Genomic DNA, 19,671 nt, shown 5'->3' on the forward strand with positions numbered 1-19,671 from the left:
TGATTAAACAGACCGAACCGCACTTTACGCTATGCTAAAGTGCGGCTTTTTCCGGAAAAGCATTTTATCGGCGCAAATTTTGAATAAACGCCACCGCTTCCTGCGTTAAACGCGTGACTTCCTGCCAGTTTCCGGCAGCAATGGCATCATTCGGCAGAATCCACGAACCGCCGACGGTTGCTACACAATCCAACGCCAGATACCGTTCGACATTTTCTGGGCTGATTCCACCGGTCGGACAAAAGGTGAGTTGCGGCAATGGCGCTGAAATCGCTTTTAGCGCAGGCGCACCGCCGTTGGCTTCCGCCGGGAAAAATTTCAAATGATCATAACCCAACTCAAGTGCGGTCATCATTTCCGACGGCGTTGACGTACCGGGCATTAACGGTACGTCGCCTTGCACGGCATGTTTTAGCAACGAAACCGTCGCCCCCGGCGAAATCACAAATTTCGCTCCGGCGGCTACCGCATCATCATACTGCTGTGGTGAAATCACCGTGCCGGCACCAACCAACGTTTGCGGCATCGCTTCACTGATCAGTTTAATGGCTTCCAACGCAACCGCACTTCGCAAGGTAATTTCAAATACATTAATTCCCCCGTCCGACAACGCCTGCGCCATCGGCAGCGCATCATCCAAATTTTTAATCACCATCACCGGCACTAACGGAGAAGCGGCAAAAACCGCACTTGGTTGTAATTTCCACGACATTTAAAGCTCCTTGTTTAGTTACAGGAGCAAAAATTCAGCCCCTGTATTCTAACTATCCTATTGATTAAAATAAACTCTCTTCAATGCCAGCTCTAAGCCGCGAAACTCTGCCAATCCTTTCAGACGACCGATGGCGGAATAGCCGGGGTTGGTTTTTTTATGCAAATCGTCCAACATCTGATGACCATGATCAGGGCGCATTGGAATAAGACGAGTATTACCATTTGCTTTGCGTTTATATTCTTCGGTCAGCAGTGCTTTCACTATATTAAACATATCCACATCACCCTCTAAATGTGCCGCTTCGTGGAAACTTAACGGATTGTTTTCACGACAAGTAGAGCGCAAATGGGCGAAATAAATCCGATCGGCGAATTGTTTGGTCATGTTGACCAAATCGTTGTCGGAACGAACACCATAAGAACCGGTGCACATGGTGAAACCATTTGCTGCTAAAGGTTGCGTTTCCACAAACCACTGCATATCTTCAATAGTCGACACAATACGCGGCAAACCTAAAATCGGACGCGGCGGATCGTCTGGATGAATCGCCATCTTAATTCCGGCTTCTTGTGCTATAGGAATAATTTGTTGTAAAAAATATGCTAAATGTTGACGGAATTGCTCTTTACTAATTCCTTGATAGCGATCCAGTTGTTGTTGAAACTCAGCTAAAGTATAGCCTTCTTCAGCACCCGGTAAGCCGGCAATGATAGTATTAGTCAGCTGTTGAATATCCTGCTCACTCATTTTATCAAAATAAGCTTTAGCCGCTTGTTGCTCGGTTTGGCTATACGTTTCAGTTGCGCCCGGACGTTGCAGAATATACAGTTCGAATGCGGCAAAAGCATCTTGGTCAAAACGCAATGCTTTAGAACCGTCCGGTAATTGGTATGCCAAATCGGTGCGAGTCCAGTCCAGCACCGGCATAAAATTATAACAAACCGTATCTATACCGCACTTTGCCAAATTTCTGAGCGTTTGTTTATAGTTTTCGATCCAGATTTGATATTGTCCGGTTTGTGTTTTAATCTCTTCATGCACCGGCACGCTCTCCACCACTGACCAAACCAACCCCGCCTGCTCGACTTGTGCTTTGCGTTTTTCAATGTCTTCTACACGCCACACTTGTCCGTTCGGGATATGATGAAGTGCGGTTACAATCCCTGTTGCCCCTGCCTGCCGAATATCACTCAACGATACCGGATCATTCGGTCCGTACCAACGCCATGTTTGTTCCATTTTTTGCTCCTATAAATAAATTAAATTCCAACTGTAATCGGATTTACGCTAAATAAATAACCGTCGAAATCAGGATCCTCAACATCGGACAGTTCAAACAGTTTTTGTTTGACATTTTCCAAGTGCTGCCACATGGCTTTTCTTGCCAAGGCAGGATCTTTTCTCTGGATTGCCGTGATAATATTTTCATGATCTTGCAACCATAAATAGCGATAACTTTGGTTGGGAATATGCGTATGCAGTCCTTTCCACATTTCGCTGTCGGTTCGATATTTCCAAAGATCTTTTTGCATTCTGACCAGTACTTCATTTTGTGTTATTTCAGCAATGGTCGAATGAAAATCCTCATCGGCAATATAATCTTCATCGCCCTGTTCCAGATTTTTTCTTTCCTGATTTAATATGGATTTTAGTTTATCAATATCTTTTTTGGTTGCCTGAATGGCTGCAAATTCGGCGATACTACTTTCTAACAGTTGCCGTGCCTGCAATAATTCAAAAGGGCCGATATCGGAGAAAATATTGTCTTTTTCATCATTTGCAGCGATCGGAAGTGCGGTAACATAAACACCGGAACCTTTTTTGATATCAATCAGGTTTTCAAGCTCCAGCATGATTAAGGCCTCGCGAATGACCGTTCGGCTCACGCCGAATTCTTCGGCAAAATCACGTTCCGTCGGTAGTCTTTCGCCGATATGATATATACCCGTAGCAAGCCGTTCTTTTAATAGTAATCCTATCTTTTTATAGGAGCGTAGTTCATTTTCCATAGCCAACAACCTTTAATTATTTTTGATATCCGTAAGATTAATTTTATTATTCGAACTTGTGATGCCGTTCACAATCAGTGTTCTTTTTTCTCCAACAGGCAGCGTTAATGATATTTCCGTATAATCGGGAATAAAAGTGCCTTTTTTATGAATGGTAAGATCTATCTTATTCTCGGAGCAAGTCATCTTCAATTCCAAACAGAGATATTCATTTTTTAAATAATTGAAACTGGTGCCGTCATCGTCAAATAACGTTATCGTTGTACTGCCTTTATCCGGAAACGGCATAATGAGCAATTCACGTTGATTGTCTTGTCGAGTATTTTTGAGGTTTATTCCCGATAATGGAAGAATACTGCCGGCTTTAATAAACAAGGGTATTCTTTCAAGCGGAGCATCAGCCGTGACGGTTTGTTTTCCTGCAAACCATTGATGTGTATAGAAATCATACCATCCGTACTGATTATTCGGTAAATAAACTTCGCGTGTAATCTGTTGCGCTTCAACAACTGAAGCAACCAATAAATCTTGTCCTAAAAGATAATCGTCATTTTCCTCAAAGGTTTTACTGTCCGATTCATGGTCAAGAAAAGTCGGTCTTAGCATAGGTTCATGTTCATGGTGTGCTTTCCACAACAAATTATAGAGATATGGCATTAACCGATAACGCAATTTAATGGCTTCACGAATAATCGGCGTTACTTCGGGATACATCCAAGGTTCATTAACCGTTTGGTCGTCATTCCAAGAGTGAATGGTGAAACGCGGGTGCATAACACCATTTTGCACCCAGCGTACAAATAACTCGGGATCCGGTTTATTGCCGGAAAATCCGCCGACATCATGGCCGACATTATAAAGACCCGACAGGCTCATGCCTAATCCCATTTTGATATTATAACGTAGCGTATTCCAATTGGTACGATTATCGCCGGACCAGGTTTGTACATAGCGGTTCATGCCCGGCGAGCCGGAGCGTGAAATAAGATAAGGGCGAATATTCGGGGCATATTCCGTTTGCGCTTCGTAAGAGGCTTTCATCATTAATAACGGCTGTAAAGGCCGAATCAATTTAATCGGCAATCCTTTACCAAAATAATGGCATTTGGCGTTATTATCCCAAACTTCAAATTCATTATTATCATTCCAAGTCGAATCAATGCCGTATTCAAGTAACTGTTTTTTAATGTTATTCTTCCACCAAGAAATAGTATTCGGATTGGTGAAATCTAAATGGGATCCTTCATCATCCCAAAAAACAGAAATTTCCGGATGATCGGATTCAGAATCTTTGATAAACAGACCTGCTTGCGCAACTTCATTGTATTTGGGGTGGTCATGTAATAAACAAGGCTTGATATTGGCAGCCAATTTCATTCCGGCGTTGTGGAAATAAGCGCTCATCTCTTTCGGCTGCGGCACTTTGTCATGATTCCAGTGGAAGACATAGCGCTTATCGCCGATTGAAGTATAGCCGGACGATAACTGAAATGAGTCACACGGAATCGTATGTTGATGGCATAAATCAACAAATTTTTTTAATTGCTCTTGCGCATCGGGGGCATCGGTATAATGCATGGTGGAGCCGCTATACCCCAGACTCCATTTAGGGCCAAAAGCAGTTCCTCCGGTTAATGCCGTATATTTTTTGGTCACATCCAGAATTCGAGGCCCCAACATCATATAATAATCAAGATCACCGTCTTCCGCTTGATAACTGCGGTAATAACTATGATAGTTATCAATTTCGCTGCCTAATCTGAACCAGCAAGAGGCCAAATTATCATAATACAAACCGTAGCTGACCTCTTCTGTGTGGGTAATATAAAAAGGAATGTGTTTATACAGCGGATCAGTCGTTTCAGCGTTATAACCCATCGCATCTAAATTACGCATTTCAAAACGCCGTCCGTGGCGATTCAAATTGCCTGTTTTTTCGCCCAAACCATAATAGTGTTCGGATACGTTTCGCTGTAAAAAATGTGAAATTTGAGGACTGGAAATACCGAATAAGTAAGCGCCCGTTTTGCGATCCGCAACAAACGTTCGCCACTCACCGTCATGGTTATATTGCCATTCTAGCCATAGAGGCCGGTGTACAATCACTTTAAGCCGTCCGGTTTCAATTGCAATACCGCTCTTATGCTCGGTTACCGAATAGGCAGGCAGTGAGAAGTGATCCGGAAGCCAGCGATCACGCCCTTGCCACGCAATATCCGTCTGATTTGGGGTAACCGCCCAGGTTTGTGGAACTCTGAAATTATCGTGCTGACTAAATACAACACGGAAGATATCGTCTTCCAATACAAAAATATGTAATTTCCAATGGTATTCGCACTGTATATCAATACGATTATTGTCTTGATTCAGTAACTGCCAATTTTTCAATGTTTTCATTTTGATATCCCGCCCAATTAATATCCTAAGAAAATACGTGGAAGCGCTAAACTCAATTCAGGAATAAATGTGACTAACATCAATGCTACGATCAGCACTGCATAAAACGGTAGTAGGGGTTTGATCACTCGATCAATCCTGACGCCACCGACTGAGCAGCCGATGAATAACGCGCTGCCGACCGGTGGAGTACAGATGCCGATAGATAAGTTAAACGCCATTAATACCCCGAAATGTACCGGATCCATGCCCAATTCGGTCACGATCGGGAAAAAGATCGGTGTGAAAATTAACAGTGCCGGCGTCATGTCCATAAAAATACCGACCACCAATAAAATAATGTTGATGATCAACAAAATCACGATAGGGTTTTCTGAGATATTCAATAAAGCATCGCTGATAGTATAAGGAATATCGGCATTTGCCATTGCCCATGACATTCCCATTGACGTACCGATTAATAAAAGAACAATCGATGTGGTGACGACGGAATCCAGAATAATTTTTGGGAGCTGCTTGAGTGAGACTTCCCGGTAAAAAATAACCGCCAGAACCAATGTATAAACTACGGCAAACGCAGAGGCTTCCGTTGCGGTAAAAATACCGCCGACAATCCCGCCCATAATGACGACGATTAAGCCGAGACTTGGTAAGGCATCTAAGGTTTTTTTGATCGCTTCCGATTTACTGGGTTTTGGTGAGACGGGATAATTTCGTTTTTTAGCAATAAACCCTATAACCAACATGATGGATAATCCCATCAGAATGCCCGGAATATAGCCGGCCAAGAATAAGGCGCCGATAGACGTGCCGCCGGAAATCAGAGAGTAAACGATAAACGTATTACTCGGTGGGATCAATAATCCTGTCGGGGAAGAGGTGATGTTGACCGCCGCGGAAAAAGCCGGATCATATCCTTCTTTTCTTTGCAACGGCGCCATCGTACCGCCGACAGCTGCGGCTGAGGCAACGGCGGAACCGGAAATAGAGCCGAACATCATATTTGCCAAGACATTGACATGAGCCAGCGACCCCGGCAAGCGACCACCTATTACTTTGGCAAATTCAATTAATCTGAGTGCGATCCCTCCTCGATTCATAATATTGCCGGCCAGAATAAAAAACGGAATGGCCAACAATGAAAAACTATCCAGACCTGAAGCCATTTTTTGTGAAATAACGGTAATCGCAGCATCAAAAGGAATTGACAGCATGATGGTGATTAAAGAAGCGAGCCCGATAGAAAACGATATCGGCACGCCGGCAAAGAGAAGGAAAAAGAATGTAGAGCAAAGTACAATAACGGTAGACCATTCCATATTATTTACCTTTTATTTATTAGGATACGGGTTAAAAGCGTAGATCGTTCAAAATATCTCTGATGAGATAAATCAGCATAAAAAGCCCACTGAGCGGAATAGCAAAATAAACCCACCCCATTTGAATGCCTAAAACGGGCGAAATTTGCCCCCCGCCCATCGTATCCAATACCAGTTTTCCACCGCCATAGCACATAATCAGCACCGTAAATGATAGGCTGGCAATATGGATAAAGAGATTAAGAGATTTTTGTTTTTTCGGAAATGCATCCAATTTTGTTAGAAGCAAATCAATTGCAAGATGCTTTTTTTGCCCTAGTGCATAGGCTGCACCGATTAGCCCGACCCAAATAAACAAGAAGCGGGCAATCTCATCGGTATAAGTACTCGGTTGACTCAGCACGTAGCGTGAAAATACCTGCCACACCACACAAACGACCAAAAGAACGCTTAACGTAACGCATAGGGCGGATAGCGCTTTATCTATTGTTGATATGAATTTAGCCATAATATCCCTTAATAAAAAATAATAGTAGTTTTGTTTTATTTTGGCATACCAAAATATACAGAAAGGGGATTTTTAGGCAATTGGAAATTATTTATTTTGTGATCTGGTTCACCAATATGCTTATATTGGCTTGATCTCTTGAGAATAGCTTGTACGATTTCGGCTAACCACGACCAAAGAAACAGATCAGGATTGTGGGCAAAACGCTTAACTATACTGAGCAGTAACCAAAACGGAGACTCTTTTATGTTTACCAAGAAAAATATTCTTTCATGTGCTTTAGCCGCCATTTTATCGACAGGCCTCGCCTTCAGTGCCGCCGCAAAAACGACATTAAAATTAAGCCATAACAACGATAAAACACATCCAGTGCATATCTCCATGCAGTATATGGCCGATGAAGTCAAAAAATTAACCGATGGCGAAGTGGTTGTTCGTATCTATCCGAATAGCCAGCTCGGCACTCAACGCGAATCAATGGAATTGTTACAATCCGGCTCGCTGGATATGGCAAAATCCAATGCCAGTGAATTGGAAACATTTGAAAGCGCATATGGCGCATATAACCTGCCTTATTTATTCCGTAATGCGGATCACTATTACCGAGTTCTGGCCGATGATGACATCGGACAAAAGATCTTAGCCTCTTCTAAAGGCAAAGGATTTATCGGTTTGACTTACTATGACGGCGGTGCGCGCAGTTTTTACGCCAATAAACCGATTCTTTCTCCGGCGGATTTGGTCGGCATGAAAATCCGTGTACAACCAAGCCCAAGTGCGGTTGAAATGATTAAATTAATGGGTGCTTCACCAACGCCGCTGGCTTACGGGGAACTCTATACCGCCTTACAACAGAAAGTCGTTGATGGCGCTGAAAACAACCCGACGGCATTAACGTTGGCACGTCACGGCGAAGTAGCAAAATATTACAGTCAGGACGAACATACCATGATTCCCGATGTGTTGGTTATCGGTGAAAAAGCCTGGGCTAAATTAACGCCAGAACAGCAACATGCATTAAAACAAGCTGCTGATGCTTCAATGATGTATCACAAAGATTTATGGATAAAAATGATTGCGGAAAATGTTCAGGAAGCCAAAGATAAAATGGGAGTTGAATTTGTTGAAGTTGAAAAGCAACCCTTTATCGATGCGGTAAAAAGTATGCACGATAAAGCGTTAAGCAATCCGACTATCGGTGAATACATCCAAAAAATTGATGCTCTAGTGGAATAAATAACAAAATATATCAAGAGGATACTGATTTTTAGAACAGTATCCTCTTTTTATAAAACAACGGATTAAGGAAATGGTATGAATGAAACCCAACAAATGACCTATGCTAAAAACAGCCTGCAAAGCAAAATCCTCCATCTCGGTTTCGGGGCGTTCCATCGTGCGCACCAAGCGTTATTTGCCGATCAACTGGCACGGATTTCAGACAGTGATTGGGGTTATGCCGAAGTAAATTTAATTGGTGGCGAAAGCCTGATCAACTTACTGAAAAAGCAGAATCTACAATATTGCGTATTGGAAAAAGGCAACGGCAAAAGTACTGCAAGAATCATCAATTCGGTTTGTGAAGCGTTACACGCGCAACTGGACGGTGTTGAAGCCGTGTTGGAAAAAATGGCGGAGCCGCAGATCGCCATTGTGTCGCTGACCGTCACCGAAAAAGGGTATTGCACCGATCTGGCGACCGGAAAACTGGATCTGAATAATCCGTTGATTCAGCAGGATTTAGCCCATCCGCAACAACCAGTCTCGGCTATCGGCTATATTGTCGAAGCGCTGCGCCGCCGTAAAATACGCAATCTCGAACCGTTCACTGTAATGTCTTGCGACAATGTGATGGAAAACGGGCATATTGCCAAAAGTGCGGTTTTAGGATTGGCATACCAAATTGATAATGCGTTAGCACAATGGATTGAACAGAATGTTACTTTCCCTTGCACCATGGTGGATCGGATTGTACCGGCGGCAACGGAAGAAACCTTGCAAGAGATTGCTGATATTTTAGGCTATGACGATCCGTGCGGCATTGCCTGTGAAGAATTCAAACAATGGGTCATTGAAGATAATTTTGTTGCCGGTCGCCCACAGTGGGAATGGGTCGGTGCCGAACTGGTACAAGACGTGCGTCCGTTTGAGCAAATGAAATTACGTATGCTAAACGGCAGCCATTCATTCTTGGCCTATCTGGGCTATTTGGGCGGCTATCAACATATTTCCGATACCATGCAAGACCCTCATTATCGGCGGGCAGCATTAAACCTAATGCTGAATGAACAGGCGCCGACGCTTTCAATGCCGGAAGGCATCGATTTGCGCCGTTATGCCGATTTACTGATCGAGCGCTTCACCAACCCGAGTCTGAAGCACCGCACTTGGCAAATTGCAATGGACGGTAGCCAAAAATTACCGCCGCGCTTATTGGAATCCATCGCTTTTCATCTGGAAAACCAAACGCCATTCCCATTGTTGGCTCTGACTGTCGCAGGTTGGATTCGTTATGTCAGCGGCACTGATGAAAATAATCAGCCAATTGAAGTTAAAGATCCAATGGCAGAACAGTTTGCAGCGATTTATGCCAAGTGCGGTTTGAATGTCGCGGTGGTGGATGAATTACTGAAATTGGAGAATATTTTCCCTGCTGATTTGGCTGCCAATCCGACTTTTGTCGCACAAGTACACATGGCATACCAAACGTTGCTTGAACAAGGTGCCCGTCAAGCGGTGGCTGCCTATTTAGTGCAGGAGTAAAATATGAAAGCATTTATGTGTGAAAATTTTTTACTGTCATCCGAAACTGCGCGCCGCTTGTATCATGATTATGCCGCCGAACAACCAATTTTCGATTATCACTGTCATTTAAATCCAAAAGACATTGCTGAAAATCGCCAATTTGCAGATTTAAGCGAAATTTGGTTAGAGGGCGATCATTATAAATGGCGTGCATTGCGCACTGCCGGTGTAGAAGAACGTTTGATCACCGGCAATGCAAGCAATTATGAGAAATATCAAGCATGGGCAAAAACGGTGCCGCAGTGTATCGGCAATCCGATTTATCACTGGACACATTTAGAGCTGCGCCGTCCGTTCGGTATTAACAATACTCTGTTTAATCCGCAAAATGCCGATAAAATTTGGCAGCAATGCAACGAAATGCTGCAAGATAGTCGATTTTCGGCACGCGGCATTATGCAACAAATGAATGTTAAACTGGCTGGCACAACCGATGATCCGATTGATACGCTGCAATATCATAAAGACATCGCCGACGATGCTTCTTTTGATATTGAAGTCGTGCCGAGTTTCCGTCCGGATAAAATCTTCAAAATCGAATTACCGCAATTTAATGAGTATTTAGCGCAACTTAGTGCGGTCAGTGAAGTGGAGATTATAACCTTTGCCGATTTGCAACAAGCCGTATTGAGTCGCTTGGCACATTTTGATTTACACGGCTGCAAATCTGCCGATCATGGTATTGAAATTTTACGTTATGCACCTATTCCGGCAGAAAGCGAACTGGATAATATTCTGAAATTACGCAGAAATAATCAGCCGTTAAGCGAACTGCAAATCGCACAATTCAGCACGGCTGTTTTAGTGTGGCTGGGTGAACAATATCATCGCCTGAATTGGATTATGCAGCTGCATATTGGCGCACTACGCAATAATAACACCCGAATGTTCAAGCTGTTAGGCGCGGATGTCGGCTTTGACTCCATCGCCGACCGCACTTTTGCCGAACCGTTATCTCGTTTATTGGACAACATCGATAAAAACGGCAAACTGCCGAAAACCATTATCTATTGCTTAAACCCACGAGATAACGAAATGATCGCCAGTATGATTGGCAATTTTCAAGGCGGCGGTGTTGCAGGCAAGATTCAGTTTGGTTCAGGTTGGTGGTTTAATGATCAAAAAGACGGTATGGAGCGGCAACTGCAACAACTTTCGCAACTAGGCTTGTTAAGCCGGTTTGTCGGCATGCTGACTGATTCACGCAGCTTTTTATCATATACCCGCCATGAATATTTTCGACGTATTTTATGCGAAATGTTGGGACAATGGGTGGAAAAAGGTGAAGCACCGAATGATCTCAGCTTATTAGGCAATATGGTGCAAGACATTTGTTTTAATAATGCAAAAAACTACTTTAAATAAGGTGTTTGCATGAAAAAAATAGCGATTCTCGGCGAGTGTATGCTTGAGCTGGCATTGAAAGATACACAGTCACCCAAACTCGGGTTTGGCGGCGACACCTTAAACACCGCAGTATATTTGTCCCGATTACTACGTGAAAGTGCGGTTGATATTTATTATGTCACCGCACTCGGGCAAGATCCGTTCAGCGAACAAATGCTGACAAATTGGCAGCAGGAAGGCATTCAAACCGCACTTGTGCAGCAACTGGCGGATAAATTGCCGGGCTTGTATTCAATCGTCACCGACGAACAAGGCGAACGCAGTTTCTATTACTGGCGCAATGACTCGGCGGCTCGCTATCTGCTGAAAACCGCCGACAGTGCGCAACTGCTGCAACAACTGCTCGGCTTTGATTACCTGTATTTAAGCGGCATCAGCGTGGCGATTTTGGATCAATCCAGCCGTGAAACGTTATATGCTTTTCTTACCGAATTTAAGCGCAATGGCGGCAAACTCATGTTTGATAACAACTATCGCCCGCGCCTGTGGCAAGACGTCGCCACGGCACAACAAGTGTACCGACGGATTTTGTCATTGACCGACATTGCTTTTTTAACATTGGACGATGAAACCGCACTTTGGGCTGCGCAATCGCAAAGTGCGGTTGAGGACATTATCGCACGCACGCAAGGTTACGGCGTCGCTGAAATCGTGATTAAACGGGGAGCGGAAAGCTGCATCGTCGCATTTGGTGAACAGCGTTTTGATATTCCGGCAAATAAAATCGCCGCTGAAAACATACTCGACACCACTGCCGCCGGCGATTCATTCAGTGCCGGTTATCTGGCAGCACGCTTAAGCGGTGAATCCGCCGAACAAGCGGCAAAACAGGGACATCGTCTCGCCAGTACAGTGATTCAACATCGGGGGGCGATTATTCCGTTGGAGGTGATGTAATCAAGCAAAACCCTGCCACTATGGCAGGGTTATTTATTTACGCTTTTACCTTACACATAAACGTAACGGTTTTCTATTTCAGCCGAGTTACTGTTCGTTAATTATCAAATAGAACGCTTTATTTGCTAAAATCCACCAGTTACTCGGCTGTTATACAATTTAACGGCAGAAAATTAGTTATCGTTTAGCCCGTTTAAACGTTCTGCTTTTTTGTGCTCTAACTTTATTACACCTCTGTGAGTCATAATACAGCAGAAAATACAACCGAAAACAGCAAAGAGCAGTAAATAAAAGCCGGCATTCCAACCAAATTTTTGCGCTAAAATACCAAAGAGTGCGGTTCCTGAAAAACTGCCGACAACATAGCTTAGTAGCCCGCGTAATCCGGTGGCTGATCCTGCCGCAAATGGGGGAACCAGCTCTATGGTTTGCAAAGAAGACAAAAACATCGGGACATAAATTAAACAACCGATAACGCCGGCTCCAATTGTCACCGTTAACAAATCCTGCCCTCCCCAATAAGCGAAAATGGCAATTCCGACACCGATTAACGTGATGATTGCCAGCGGCATTCTTTTTCCTTTAAAGTAGGTATCTGTTATCCAGCCGGCCAAGATGGTTGAAGGAATGGCTGCCCATTCAAAAATCGCAAATGCAATGGACATCTCTCCCTTGGTAAAACCTTTCGTCTCCAATAGATACAGAGGCAACCAAGTCAGTACGCCAAATCGAATCATATACGTAAAAACATCGATAAAAGAAACAAACCATACATTAATATCTCTTAAAATATACTTTTTGAATATTTCCCAAGAGGTCAGTGATGATGTATCTTGTTTATTGATAACGAGCTCTTCATCTTCATTTTTTAGAATATCAACTAATGCTGGAAGACCTTCATTATACGTTTTACCCACGCCAAAAAAATAAAAAATCGCGGCAATAATAAATACAATTATCACCGGAATCGTGAAGTTGGCGGCTTGCCAATAGTCAGTGCCTAAATAAGCTATTGCACCACCGGCAATCGGTGCAATTAAACCACCACCAACATTATGTGAAATATTAAAAAGTGCGGTTGTAATTCCCCTTGATTTACGAGGAAACCAGTTTGCCAAGACTACATAGGCGGGGCCGGCGCCCATACCTTGAAACAAACCGTTGAACATGACTAAGATAAAAAACATCCAGAATGCATTACTGAAACCCATCAGTAGGTTAACGATAGCGGATAGTACCAAACCAAAAATCATAAAGTGCTTCGGATTGGCTTTATCTGCCAACACGCTCATGAAGCCTTTACTCAATCCGTAAATAATCAGCATGGCGCCGGACATCAATCCTATATCGGATTTTGTGAAATGATATTCACTGATCAAGTAAGGGGTGGATAGAATAAAATTATTACGCACAATATAATAAGCGACATAACCAATAAAAATTCCAAATAATGCCCTCCATTTTAATCGATTATATTCCACTAGAATATTTTTATCTGCAACAGGTATTCCCGGTCTAGACTTTAGTAATGAAATCATTTTGAACTCCGTATTAAATAAGATGTAGTGTATTTATTATCAAACAGAAATAATATACTGTTATAAATTAGTATAAATATATCTGTTTTTCAGCTGGATAAAATTACAGTTAATAAAAATTCTTATAACAAAGGCATAGAATAGAAAACCGATAGCGTCTAGCCAGTAAAAAATTGAATATGCCGATATGAAACGCCTTTAATTATGTTTAAAATAGATTGAAATCATGTCACTTTCGGCTATATTAATGTTTTGAGAATTAACTGCAACCGGGTTATATTGAGTCAATTTTGACTCATTTATAAAAAATAAAGTGTCAATTCTAAGAATTATTATGGATTCTGGCAGAGAAATTTTTTCTTAACCTTGAATTCGAGTTGCCGGCATGAATTCTCATATAAAGTTGAAACAGAAATAATTTGATAAATTGTGATCTTAATCACAACTAAAGAAGGGAAAGCGGCATGACGGTATATCGATTTTTAATCTGCCTATTATCATTTTTAATATTGCCGGCTAAATCTGAGGTCTTGACTATCGGCACAACACTGTCTGTCGATTCATTGCAATATTTGATTGAAGAATGGCAAAGTACAAGTTCCGGCAGTAAAGTAAAAACAGTAAACCGTACGGCCTTCTCATTAGAAAAACGTTTAATGCAGCCTAATGATATTGATATTATTTTTAGTTCTTCTCCTATTTTATTAGAAAACTTAAAAAATAAAGGGATATTGGCAAGAAATACAATAAAAAATAGCCAGAACAATGCGTTAGTTCCGGAGTCACTACAAAATCATTCTGTGGTGGTCGCATTTTCCGGTTTCGGTATCTTATATAACAAATCCTTGTTAAAAAGCAGGGGGTTGGATATACCGACGGATTGGCATAATTTATTGGATCCGCGATACGGCGGCAGTCTTGTTATTAGTTCTCCCTCACGTTCAGAAACAACTCATCTGATGTTGGAGATGTTGTTACAGCAACAAGGATGGCAGCAAGGTTGGGCGACCATGTTAGAAATGGCATCTAATTTTTCAACGATTTCATCCCGTAGCTTCGGCGTAGCAGAGAAAGTAAAAGTGGGACTGGATTCTGCCGGGTTAACCATTGATAGCTACGCCAATATTGTTTTGAAGAATAAAAATCTAGGTTTTAACTATTTTCCGAATTCTATCGCTTCCGCGACATTTGTCGCTATCAATGAGAAATCTCACAATAAGAAATTAGCAAATGAATTTATCAACTTTCTATTGAGTAAAGAAGGACAGTGTTTTATTTTTAATTCAAATTCCGGTAAATTCCCAATTGATAATCTATCGAAAAACAACTCCCTATTTCTTCCACAACAAAGACTATTACAACAACCAAAATTAAATCATTTATTATTAATGCAACGACAAGCTATAGTAAAAAAGTTATTTGATCTTGCTATTACTTTTAGATTAAAGCAGTTGCAAGATTCTTGGCATGAATTATATAAAAAAGAGAAGCTACAGGGACATGGTTTACTTGATATTAGGAAGTTATTAACTCAAATGCCGATTAATGAAGATGATATTAATCAGGATTTCTTAATTAAAGTTCAGGAAGATAAGAACTTCTTTTTTAAAAAAGAGTCTGAATGGATTAATTTTTTTCAAAATAAAAATGATGAGGCAATAAAAAATCTTGAAAATTTTGAATAAAAAACCAGAAAGCAAAATCGTAGATAAATTGCGGCAGGCTTTACGATTCAGCACGATATTAACGATTATTGTCGGATTAACAGGATTACTTTCATGGTATCAGCAGAATAGGCAGGTTAACTATATTTTGGAAAATTATCTACCGCAGGATAAACTCATTTTTAAGTTAGAAGACGGCTTCAACGCTTTTATCAATGATTTTAACCACCTTACGAATGTGAATAGCAATATTTCCAGAACAAAAATCCACCAAAAACTACTGGATAAAGTGAATAATATTCAATATTTAGCCGGTAACATTAGTGATGAAGATAGTAAAATTAGACTATTAGAACAATCAGAAGAATTAAGTAAAATACTCTCTATTATGGATCGAAATATTTATAAAACCATTTTATTAAAACAAAAAATGAATGAACTTAATACTAAAATAGATTGGCTGCATGATGATTTTAATAGTGAGGCATTGTCATTAATACAAGAAATAAATTGGCAGCAATCTAGTATTTTTGAAAGCTATTCCAATAACAAGAATCCAATGAATAATGAATTGGACAAACTACAGCTCGAATTACAGCATATCCATAATTTATCTTATATTAAAGAAAACTTAAGAAGTGAACTATTAACATTACTTAATGCAGACCCAAATAACTATAATAAAAATCACTCTTTTTCTGATTCAATAGCGGATCTTAAAAAGATATTAAACGACAGATATATTGATAATTACCCTAGTATAGTAACGTTGCATCAACTATTAAACGTTTTCTTTGAATTATTATCAGAAGAGGATGGTGTCCCCTTTGTGTTTTCCCAATATCAAGAATCAAAACAGGAATTTAACCAAATTATTAAGGAAAAGGATATTTTATTAGATAAAGCAAAAGAAATTGTAGGAAAACAAGTTTCAATTAATTATACAAATTTAAATTTATTAAATGAATCATTAAAAAAGTTAACGTATATCAGCGGCGGATTGATTTTAATGTCTATTATATTCTCTCTTTTATTCCTATACTTTTTTAATAAAACCTATATTAAAGGAAATTTGATTAAACGTTTTACCGCACTTAGCCGATCGGTAGAATCGTTAAGCCAAGGAAATTTAACCACTCAAATTACAGTAGACGGTAATGATGAGATTACCAGAATTGCTAAATTTTTACAGATATTTCTGAAAATGACTCAAGAGCGTAGCGAGATTGAGCAAAACTTGCGTGATACACAAGATGAATTAATTCAATCGGCAAAATTAGCCATGGTCGGTAAAACAATGACAATTTTAGCACATGAGATTAATCAACCTTTAAACGCATTATCCATCTATCTTTTTAATATTAATAAGTTAATCCATAAAAAAGAGGATAACACTAAAGTACATGAGCAATTAAACAGAATGGCATTATTAATTGAACGAATAAATTATATTATTAAGCAGTTACGTCAGTTTACCAAGCGTAGCGATAGTAATAACACGCTGGCTGAATTCAATTTAAAAGAAAGTATTATGACTGCTTGGAATCTATTGAAATTACAACATAAAATTGAAAATGCCCGCTTAGATATACAAGGTGAAAGTACAGTTCTGGCTGATGCCATTCGTATTGAACAAGTTTTTGTTAACCTTTTTAGTAATGCGTTAGAAGCCTGCCATTCCGTCGTTCCCCATTTGGTTATAGAGATCCGGCGTGAGGTTAATATAACTCAAGTATTCGTAACCGATAATGGTATCGGCTGGAGCTTGCTTCATGCCGAGCATCTGCTGAAACCTTTTATGACAACTAAAAAAATGGGGCTCGGATTAGGATTATCAGTCTGTCAAACTATTTTAAAGCAATGTAACGGAGAATTGTATATTGCTTCTACTTTAGATAAACATGCGCAAATTATTCTTATTTTTCAAAACAGTGTGGCTCAAAATGATAGCGAATAATACTATTCTACTGGTTGATGATGATCTTGATGTACTGTACGCTTACAAAAGTCTGTTAGAAGAAGACTATGCCATATGTATAGAAAATAATCCGACCAAGGTTCTAAATCAAATTATGGATGATTGGGTTGGCGTCATTATTACCGATGTTTCTATGCCGGAGCTTTCCGGCTTGGAATTATTGGCGCAATTACAGCAGTTTGATAAAAACCTACCTGTTATTTTAATTACCGGTCATGGTGATGTGCCTATGGCGATAGAGGCTGTTAGAAAAGGAGCCTTCCATTTTCTAGAAAAACCGATTAATCCGGAACAATTGATAAATTGTATTCGTAGCGCACTGAATGAACGTTGTTTATATATTCAACGGAAATCTTGGCAGCAAGAAGAATTAGCTTTAAATTTTATTGGGATAAGCGGCTGGGCAAAATCGCATAGGCAGCATTTACAACAATTAGCTGAAACGCTATTGCCTGTTTTTATCTTTGGTGCATCCGGTACAGGGAAAACACTGTCTGCAAAATACTTACACCGAATTTCAGGAGTTGCCGATCCTATTAAAATAATTGAATTATTTAATTATTGCTCACTCGAATCTTTACAAGATCAGTTATCAATTGGACAATACGCTACCTTGGTTATTAAAAACAGTGAATACTTATCTGATTCCGCACAACGATTTTTATTACGTAATGAGCATAATGAAAAATTATTTCGCTTGATTCTTATCAGTAAACATTCTCTTGGTCAGCTATTAGAACATAAGAAATTATTACCGGAATTCTGCTATTTATTTTCTTTGACTCAATTAGAATGTTTGCCATTATCAAAACGCTTGAATGATATAGAGGTTTTATTTCGCCATTTTGTAAAAATAACCTGTGAACGGATCGGTAAGAAAAAGCCTATTATTAATGAAGATATTTTACATAATCTATTAATCCAGAATTGGACAGGAAATGTCCATCAATTAATACACGCCGCAGAATTATTTGCCGTTGGTGCGGTTGTTCTTGATAATCAAGTGTATATTACTGAAAATGAACAGAATACGTTGCCACTCGATATGCTGGTTGATGAATATGAGAAAAAAGTTATTATTGAAATTTTAGATCGCTTTCAAGGAAAGGTACAACCGACAGCTGATTATTTACAAATTCCACGTAAAAAACTTTATTTGAGAATGAAAAAGTATGGGCTTAATAAGAAACATTATAAAGAATAGTGCATAAACATAAAAAAATATTGACTACTCATTTTGTTCTGAATTGAAAAATACCGCTGGTGATTTATTTTGTAACTATTATCTGTCAAACTGTTTACTGAAATGGTGGAAGTTATCGCTAATTTTGTCGGCAATAATCGGATCGGGTGCTTACACTGCACTTTACCCTAGCCTTCCGGGAAAATTTCTCAAACAGCGGTATCTAATGAAATAAATTTTCCAATTTTATTAAAAAATAAGCAATTAATGACTTATAATTAGGCACAAAAGCTCTTATAATATTAACAAGTCCATCTATTGAGAAAAGAACATGAATAAATCGTTAGCGCTGGAGCAGCTGGAAAGTCAAATCCGGGATCGTTATGACAATTTGAGCAAACGTTTGAAGCAGGTTGCCAAATATATTCTAGATAACTCAAACAGCATTGTTTTTGATACCGTCGCAGTGATTGCCGAGCGGGCTGATGTGCCGCCGTCAACGTTAATCCGATTCGCCAATGCGTTCGGCTACAGCGGTTTTAATGAAATGAAACAAATATTTCGTGAAAATTTGATGGAAGAAACCGTCAATTATAGTGAACGGGCGTTGCTGTTCGATAAAATTGATCCGGAGAATGCGACCCAGGGCGCACCGAATGAAATATTAAGCGTTTTTGCTCAAGCCAACAATCAGGCATTATTGCAGCTCAGCACGCAAATTAGCCGTGAACAGTTGGAAAGTGCGGTGGATATTCTGGACTCGGCCAATAATATTTTTATTATCGGTCTGAAACGTTCCTTCAGCGTGGCAAGTTATTTGAACTATGCATTGCATCATTTAAACTGCCATTCCTACATTATCGACGGCTTGGGCGGCATGTTTGAAGAACAGTTGAACCTGATCAAACCCGGCGATGTGGTGGTGGCGATCAGTTTCTCCCCTTATGCCAAAGAAACGCTGAATATCATGAATGCCGCCGCCAAAAACGGGGTAAAACAAATTGCGATAACCGACAGCCAAATCAGCCCGTTGATCAGTTTCAGCGATGAAGCCTTTATTGTGAAAGAGGCGCAGGTCAGCGGCTTCCGTTCACAATGCGCCACCATGACGTTGGTGCAAACGCTGGCAATTTCATTGGCATTTAAGCGCAAGCAAGAATAATATGATACCACCGCCCTTCGATTTCTTTCAAAGTGCGGTGGTTGCGATTACTTAAATTTATCGGCATAGGCTTCAGTGTTAATCCATTG

General features: G+C 40.4%; 15 protein-coding genes. 8 read left to right on the forward strand and 7 right to left on the reverse strand.

Annotated elements, in window-relative coordinates; genetic code table 11:
* Positions 1 to 64: 64 nt before the first annotated feature.
* From OA57_RS11055 to OA57_RS11080, 6 genes are read right to left on the reverse strand one after another with little or no spacing between them, the layout of a single operon-like run.
* A complete protein-coding gene (locus tag OA57_RS11055; RefSeq protein WP_034617793.1) occupies positions 65 to 712 on the reverse strand; it encodes a bifunctional 4-hydroxy-2-oxoglutarate aldolase/2-dehydro-3-deoxy-phosphogluconate aldolase in 648 nt (215 codons plus the stop codon).
* A gap of 57 nt (positions 713 to 769) precedes the next feature.
* Entirely contained in the window at positions 770 to 1,954 is a 1,185-nt protein-coding gene (gene uxuA / locus OA57_RS11060) for a mannonate dehydratase (RefSeq protein ID WP_034617795.1), read from the reverse strand.
* A gap of 20 nt (positions 1,955 to 1,974) precedes the next feature.
* Entirely contained in the window at positions 1,975 to 2,724 is a 750-nt protein-coding gene (locus OA57_RS11065) for an FCD domain-containing protein (RefSeq protein WP_034617799.1), read from the reverse strand.
* A gap of 12 nt (positions 2,725 to 2,736) precedes the next feature.
* Entirely contained in the window at positions 2,737 to 5,121 is a 2,385-nt protein-coding gene (locus OA57_RS11070) for a glycoside hydrolase family 31 protein (RefSeq protein WP_034617803.1), read from the reverse strand.
* A 17-nt stretch (positions 5,122 to 5,138) separates the two neighbouring features.
* Entirely contained in the window at positions 5,139 to 6,440 is a 1,302-nt protein-coding gene (locus OA57_RS11075) for a TRAP transporter large permease (RefSeq protein ID WP_034617806.1), read from the reverse strand.
* A gap of 31 nt (positions 6,441 to 6,471) precedes the next feature.
* Entirely contained in the window at positions 6,472 to 6,948 is a 477-nt protein-coding gene (locus tag OA57_RS11080; protein ID WP_034617809.1) for a TRAP transporter small permease, read from the reverse strand.
* 246 nt (positions 6,949 to 7,194) lie between these two features.
* On the opposite strand from OA57_RS11080, the gene OA57_RS11085 reads away from it, so the two are divergent.
* The 4 genes from OA57_RS11085 (at position 7,195) to kdgK (ending at position 12,057) form a co-directional block, all read left to right on the forward strand.
* Positions 7,195 to 8,184 (forward strand): TRAP transporter substrate-binding protein, encoded by a 990-nt coding sequence (locus tag OA57_RS11085; RefSeq protein WP_034617811.1) that lies wholly within the window; start codon positions 7,195 to 7,197, stop codon positions 8,182 to 8,184.
* 78 nt (positions 8,185 to 8,262) lie between these two features.
* A complete protein-coding gene (locus OA57_RS11090; protein WP_034617813.1) occupies positions 8,263 to 9,711 on the forward strand; it encodes a mannitol dehydrogenase family protein in 1,449 nt (482 codons plus the stop codon).
* 3 nt (positions 9,712 to 9,714) lie between these two features.
* Positions 9,715 to 11,118 (forward strand): glucuronate isomerase, encoded by a 1,404-nt coding sequence (gene uxaC / locus OA57_RS11095; protein ID WP_034617815.1) that lies wholly within the window; start codon positions 9,715 to 9,717, stop codon positions 11,116 to 11,118.
* Between the two features lie 9 nt (positions 11,119 to 11,127).
* Complete coding sequence (gene kdgK, locus OA57_RS11100) at positions 11,128 to 12,057, forward strand: 2-dehydro-3-deoxygluconokinase (RefSeq protein ID WP_034617818.1); 930 nt, start codon at positions 11,128 to 11,130, stop codon at positions 12,055 to 12,057.
* 173 nt (positions 12,058 to 12,230) lie between these two features.
* On the opposite strand, the gene OA57_RS11105 is transcribed toward kdgK, so the two are convergent.
* Positions 12,231 to 13,595, reverse strand: a complete 1,365-nt coding sequence (locus OA57_RS11105; RefSeq protein ID WP_034617819.1) for an MFS transporter — start codon at positions 13,593 to 13,595, stop codon at positions 12,231 to 12,233.
* A gap of 464 nt (positions 13,596 to 14,059) precedes the next feature.
* Between OA57_RS11105 and OA57_RS11110 the strand changes: the two genes are divergently transcribed.
* The 4 genes from OA57_RS11110 to OA57_RS11125 all read left to right on the forward strand — a co-directional run bounded on the left by OA57_RS11110 (position 14,060) and on the right by OA57_RS11125 (position 19,582).
* Positions 14,060 to 15,280, forward strand: coding sequence for an ABC transporter substrate-binding protein (locus OA57_RS11110; protein WP_034617822.1), 1,221 nt, complete (start codon positions 14,060 to 14,062; stop codon positions 15,278 to 15,280).
* Complete coding sequence (locus OA57_RS11115) at positions 15,264 to 17,216, forward strand: ATP-binding protein (RefSeq protein ID WP_034617825.1); 1,953 nt, start codon at positions 15,264 to 15,266, stop codon at positions 17,214 to 17,216. Before OA57_RS11110 ends, OA57_RS11115 begins: the two co-directional genes overlap by 17 nt.
* A complete protein-coding gene (locus tag OA57_RS11120; RefSeq protein WP_034617836.1) occupies positions 17,203 to 18,441 on the forward strand; it encodes a sigma-54-dependent transcriptional regulator in 1,239 nt (412 codons plus the stop codon). Before OA57_RS11115 ends, OA57_RS11120 begins: the two co-directional genes overlap by 14 nt.
* 310 nt (positions 18,442 to 18,751) lie before the next feature.
* Positions 18,752 to 19,582 (forward strand): MurR/RpiR family transcriptional regulator, encoded by an 831-nt coding sequence (locus tag OA57_RS11125; RefSeq protein ID WP_034617828.1) that lies wholly within the window; start codon positions 18,752 to 18,754, stop codon positions 19,580 to 19,582.
* Positions 19,583 to 19,671: the final 89 nt, after the last annotated feature.

Origin of the sequence: Chelonobacter oris (assembly GCF_000772535.1) — a bacterium.
In the GTDB taxonomy this organism is placed as follows: Bacteria; Pseudomonadota; Gammaproteobacteria; order Enterobacterales; family Pasteurellaceae; genus Chelonobacter; species Chelonobacter oris.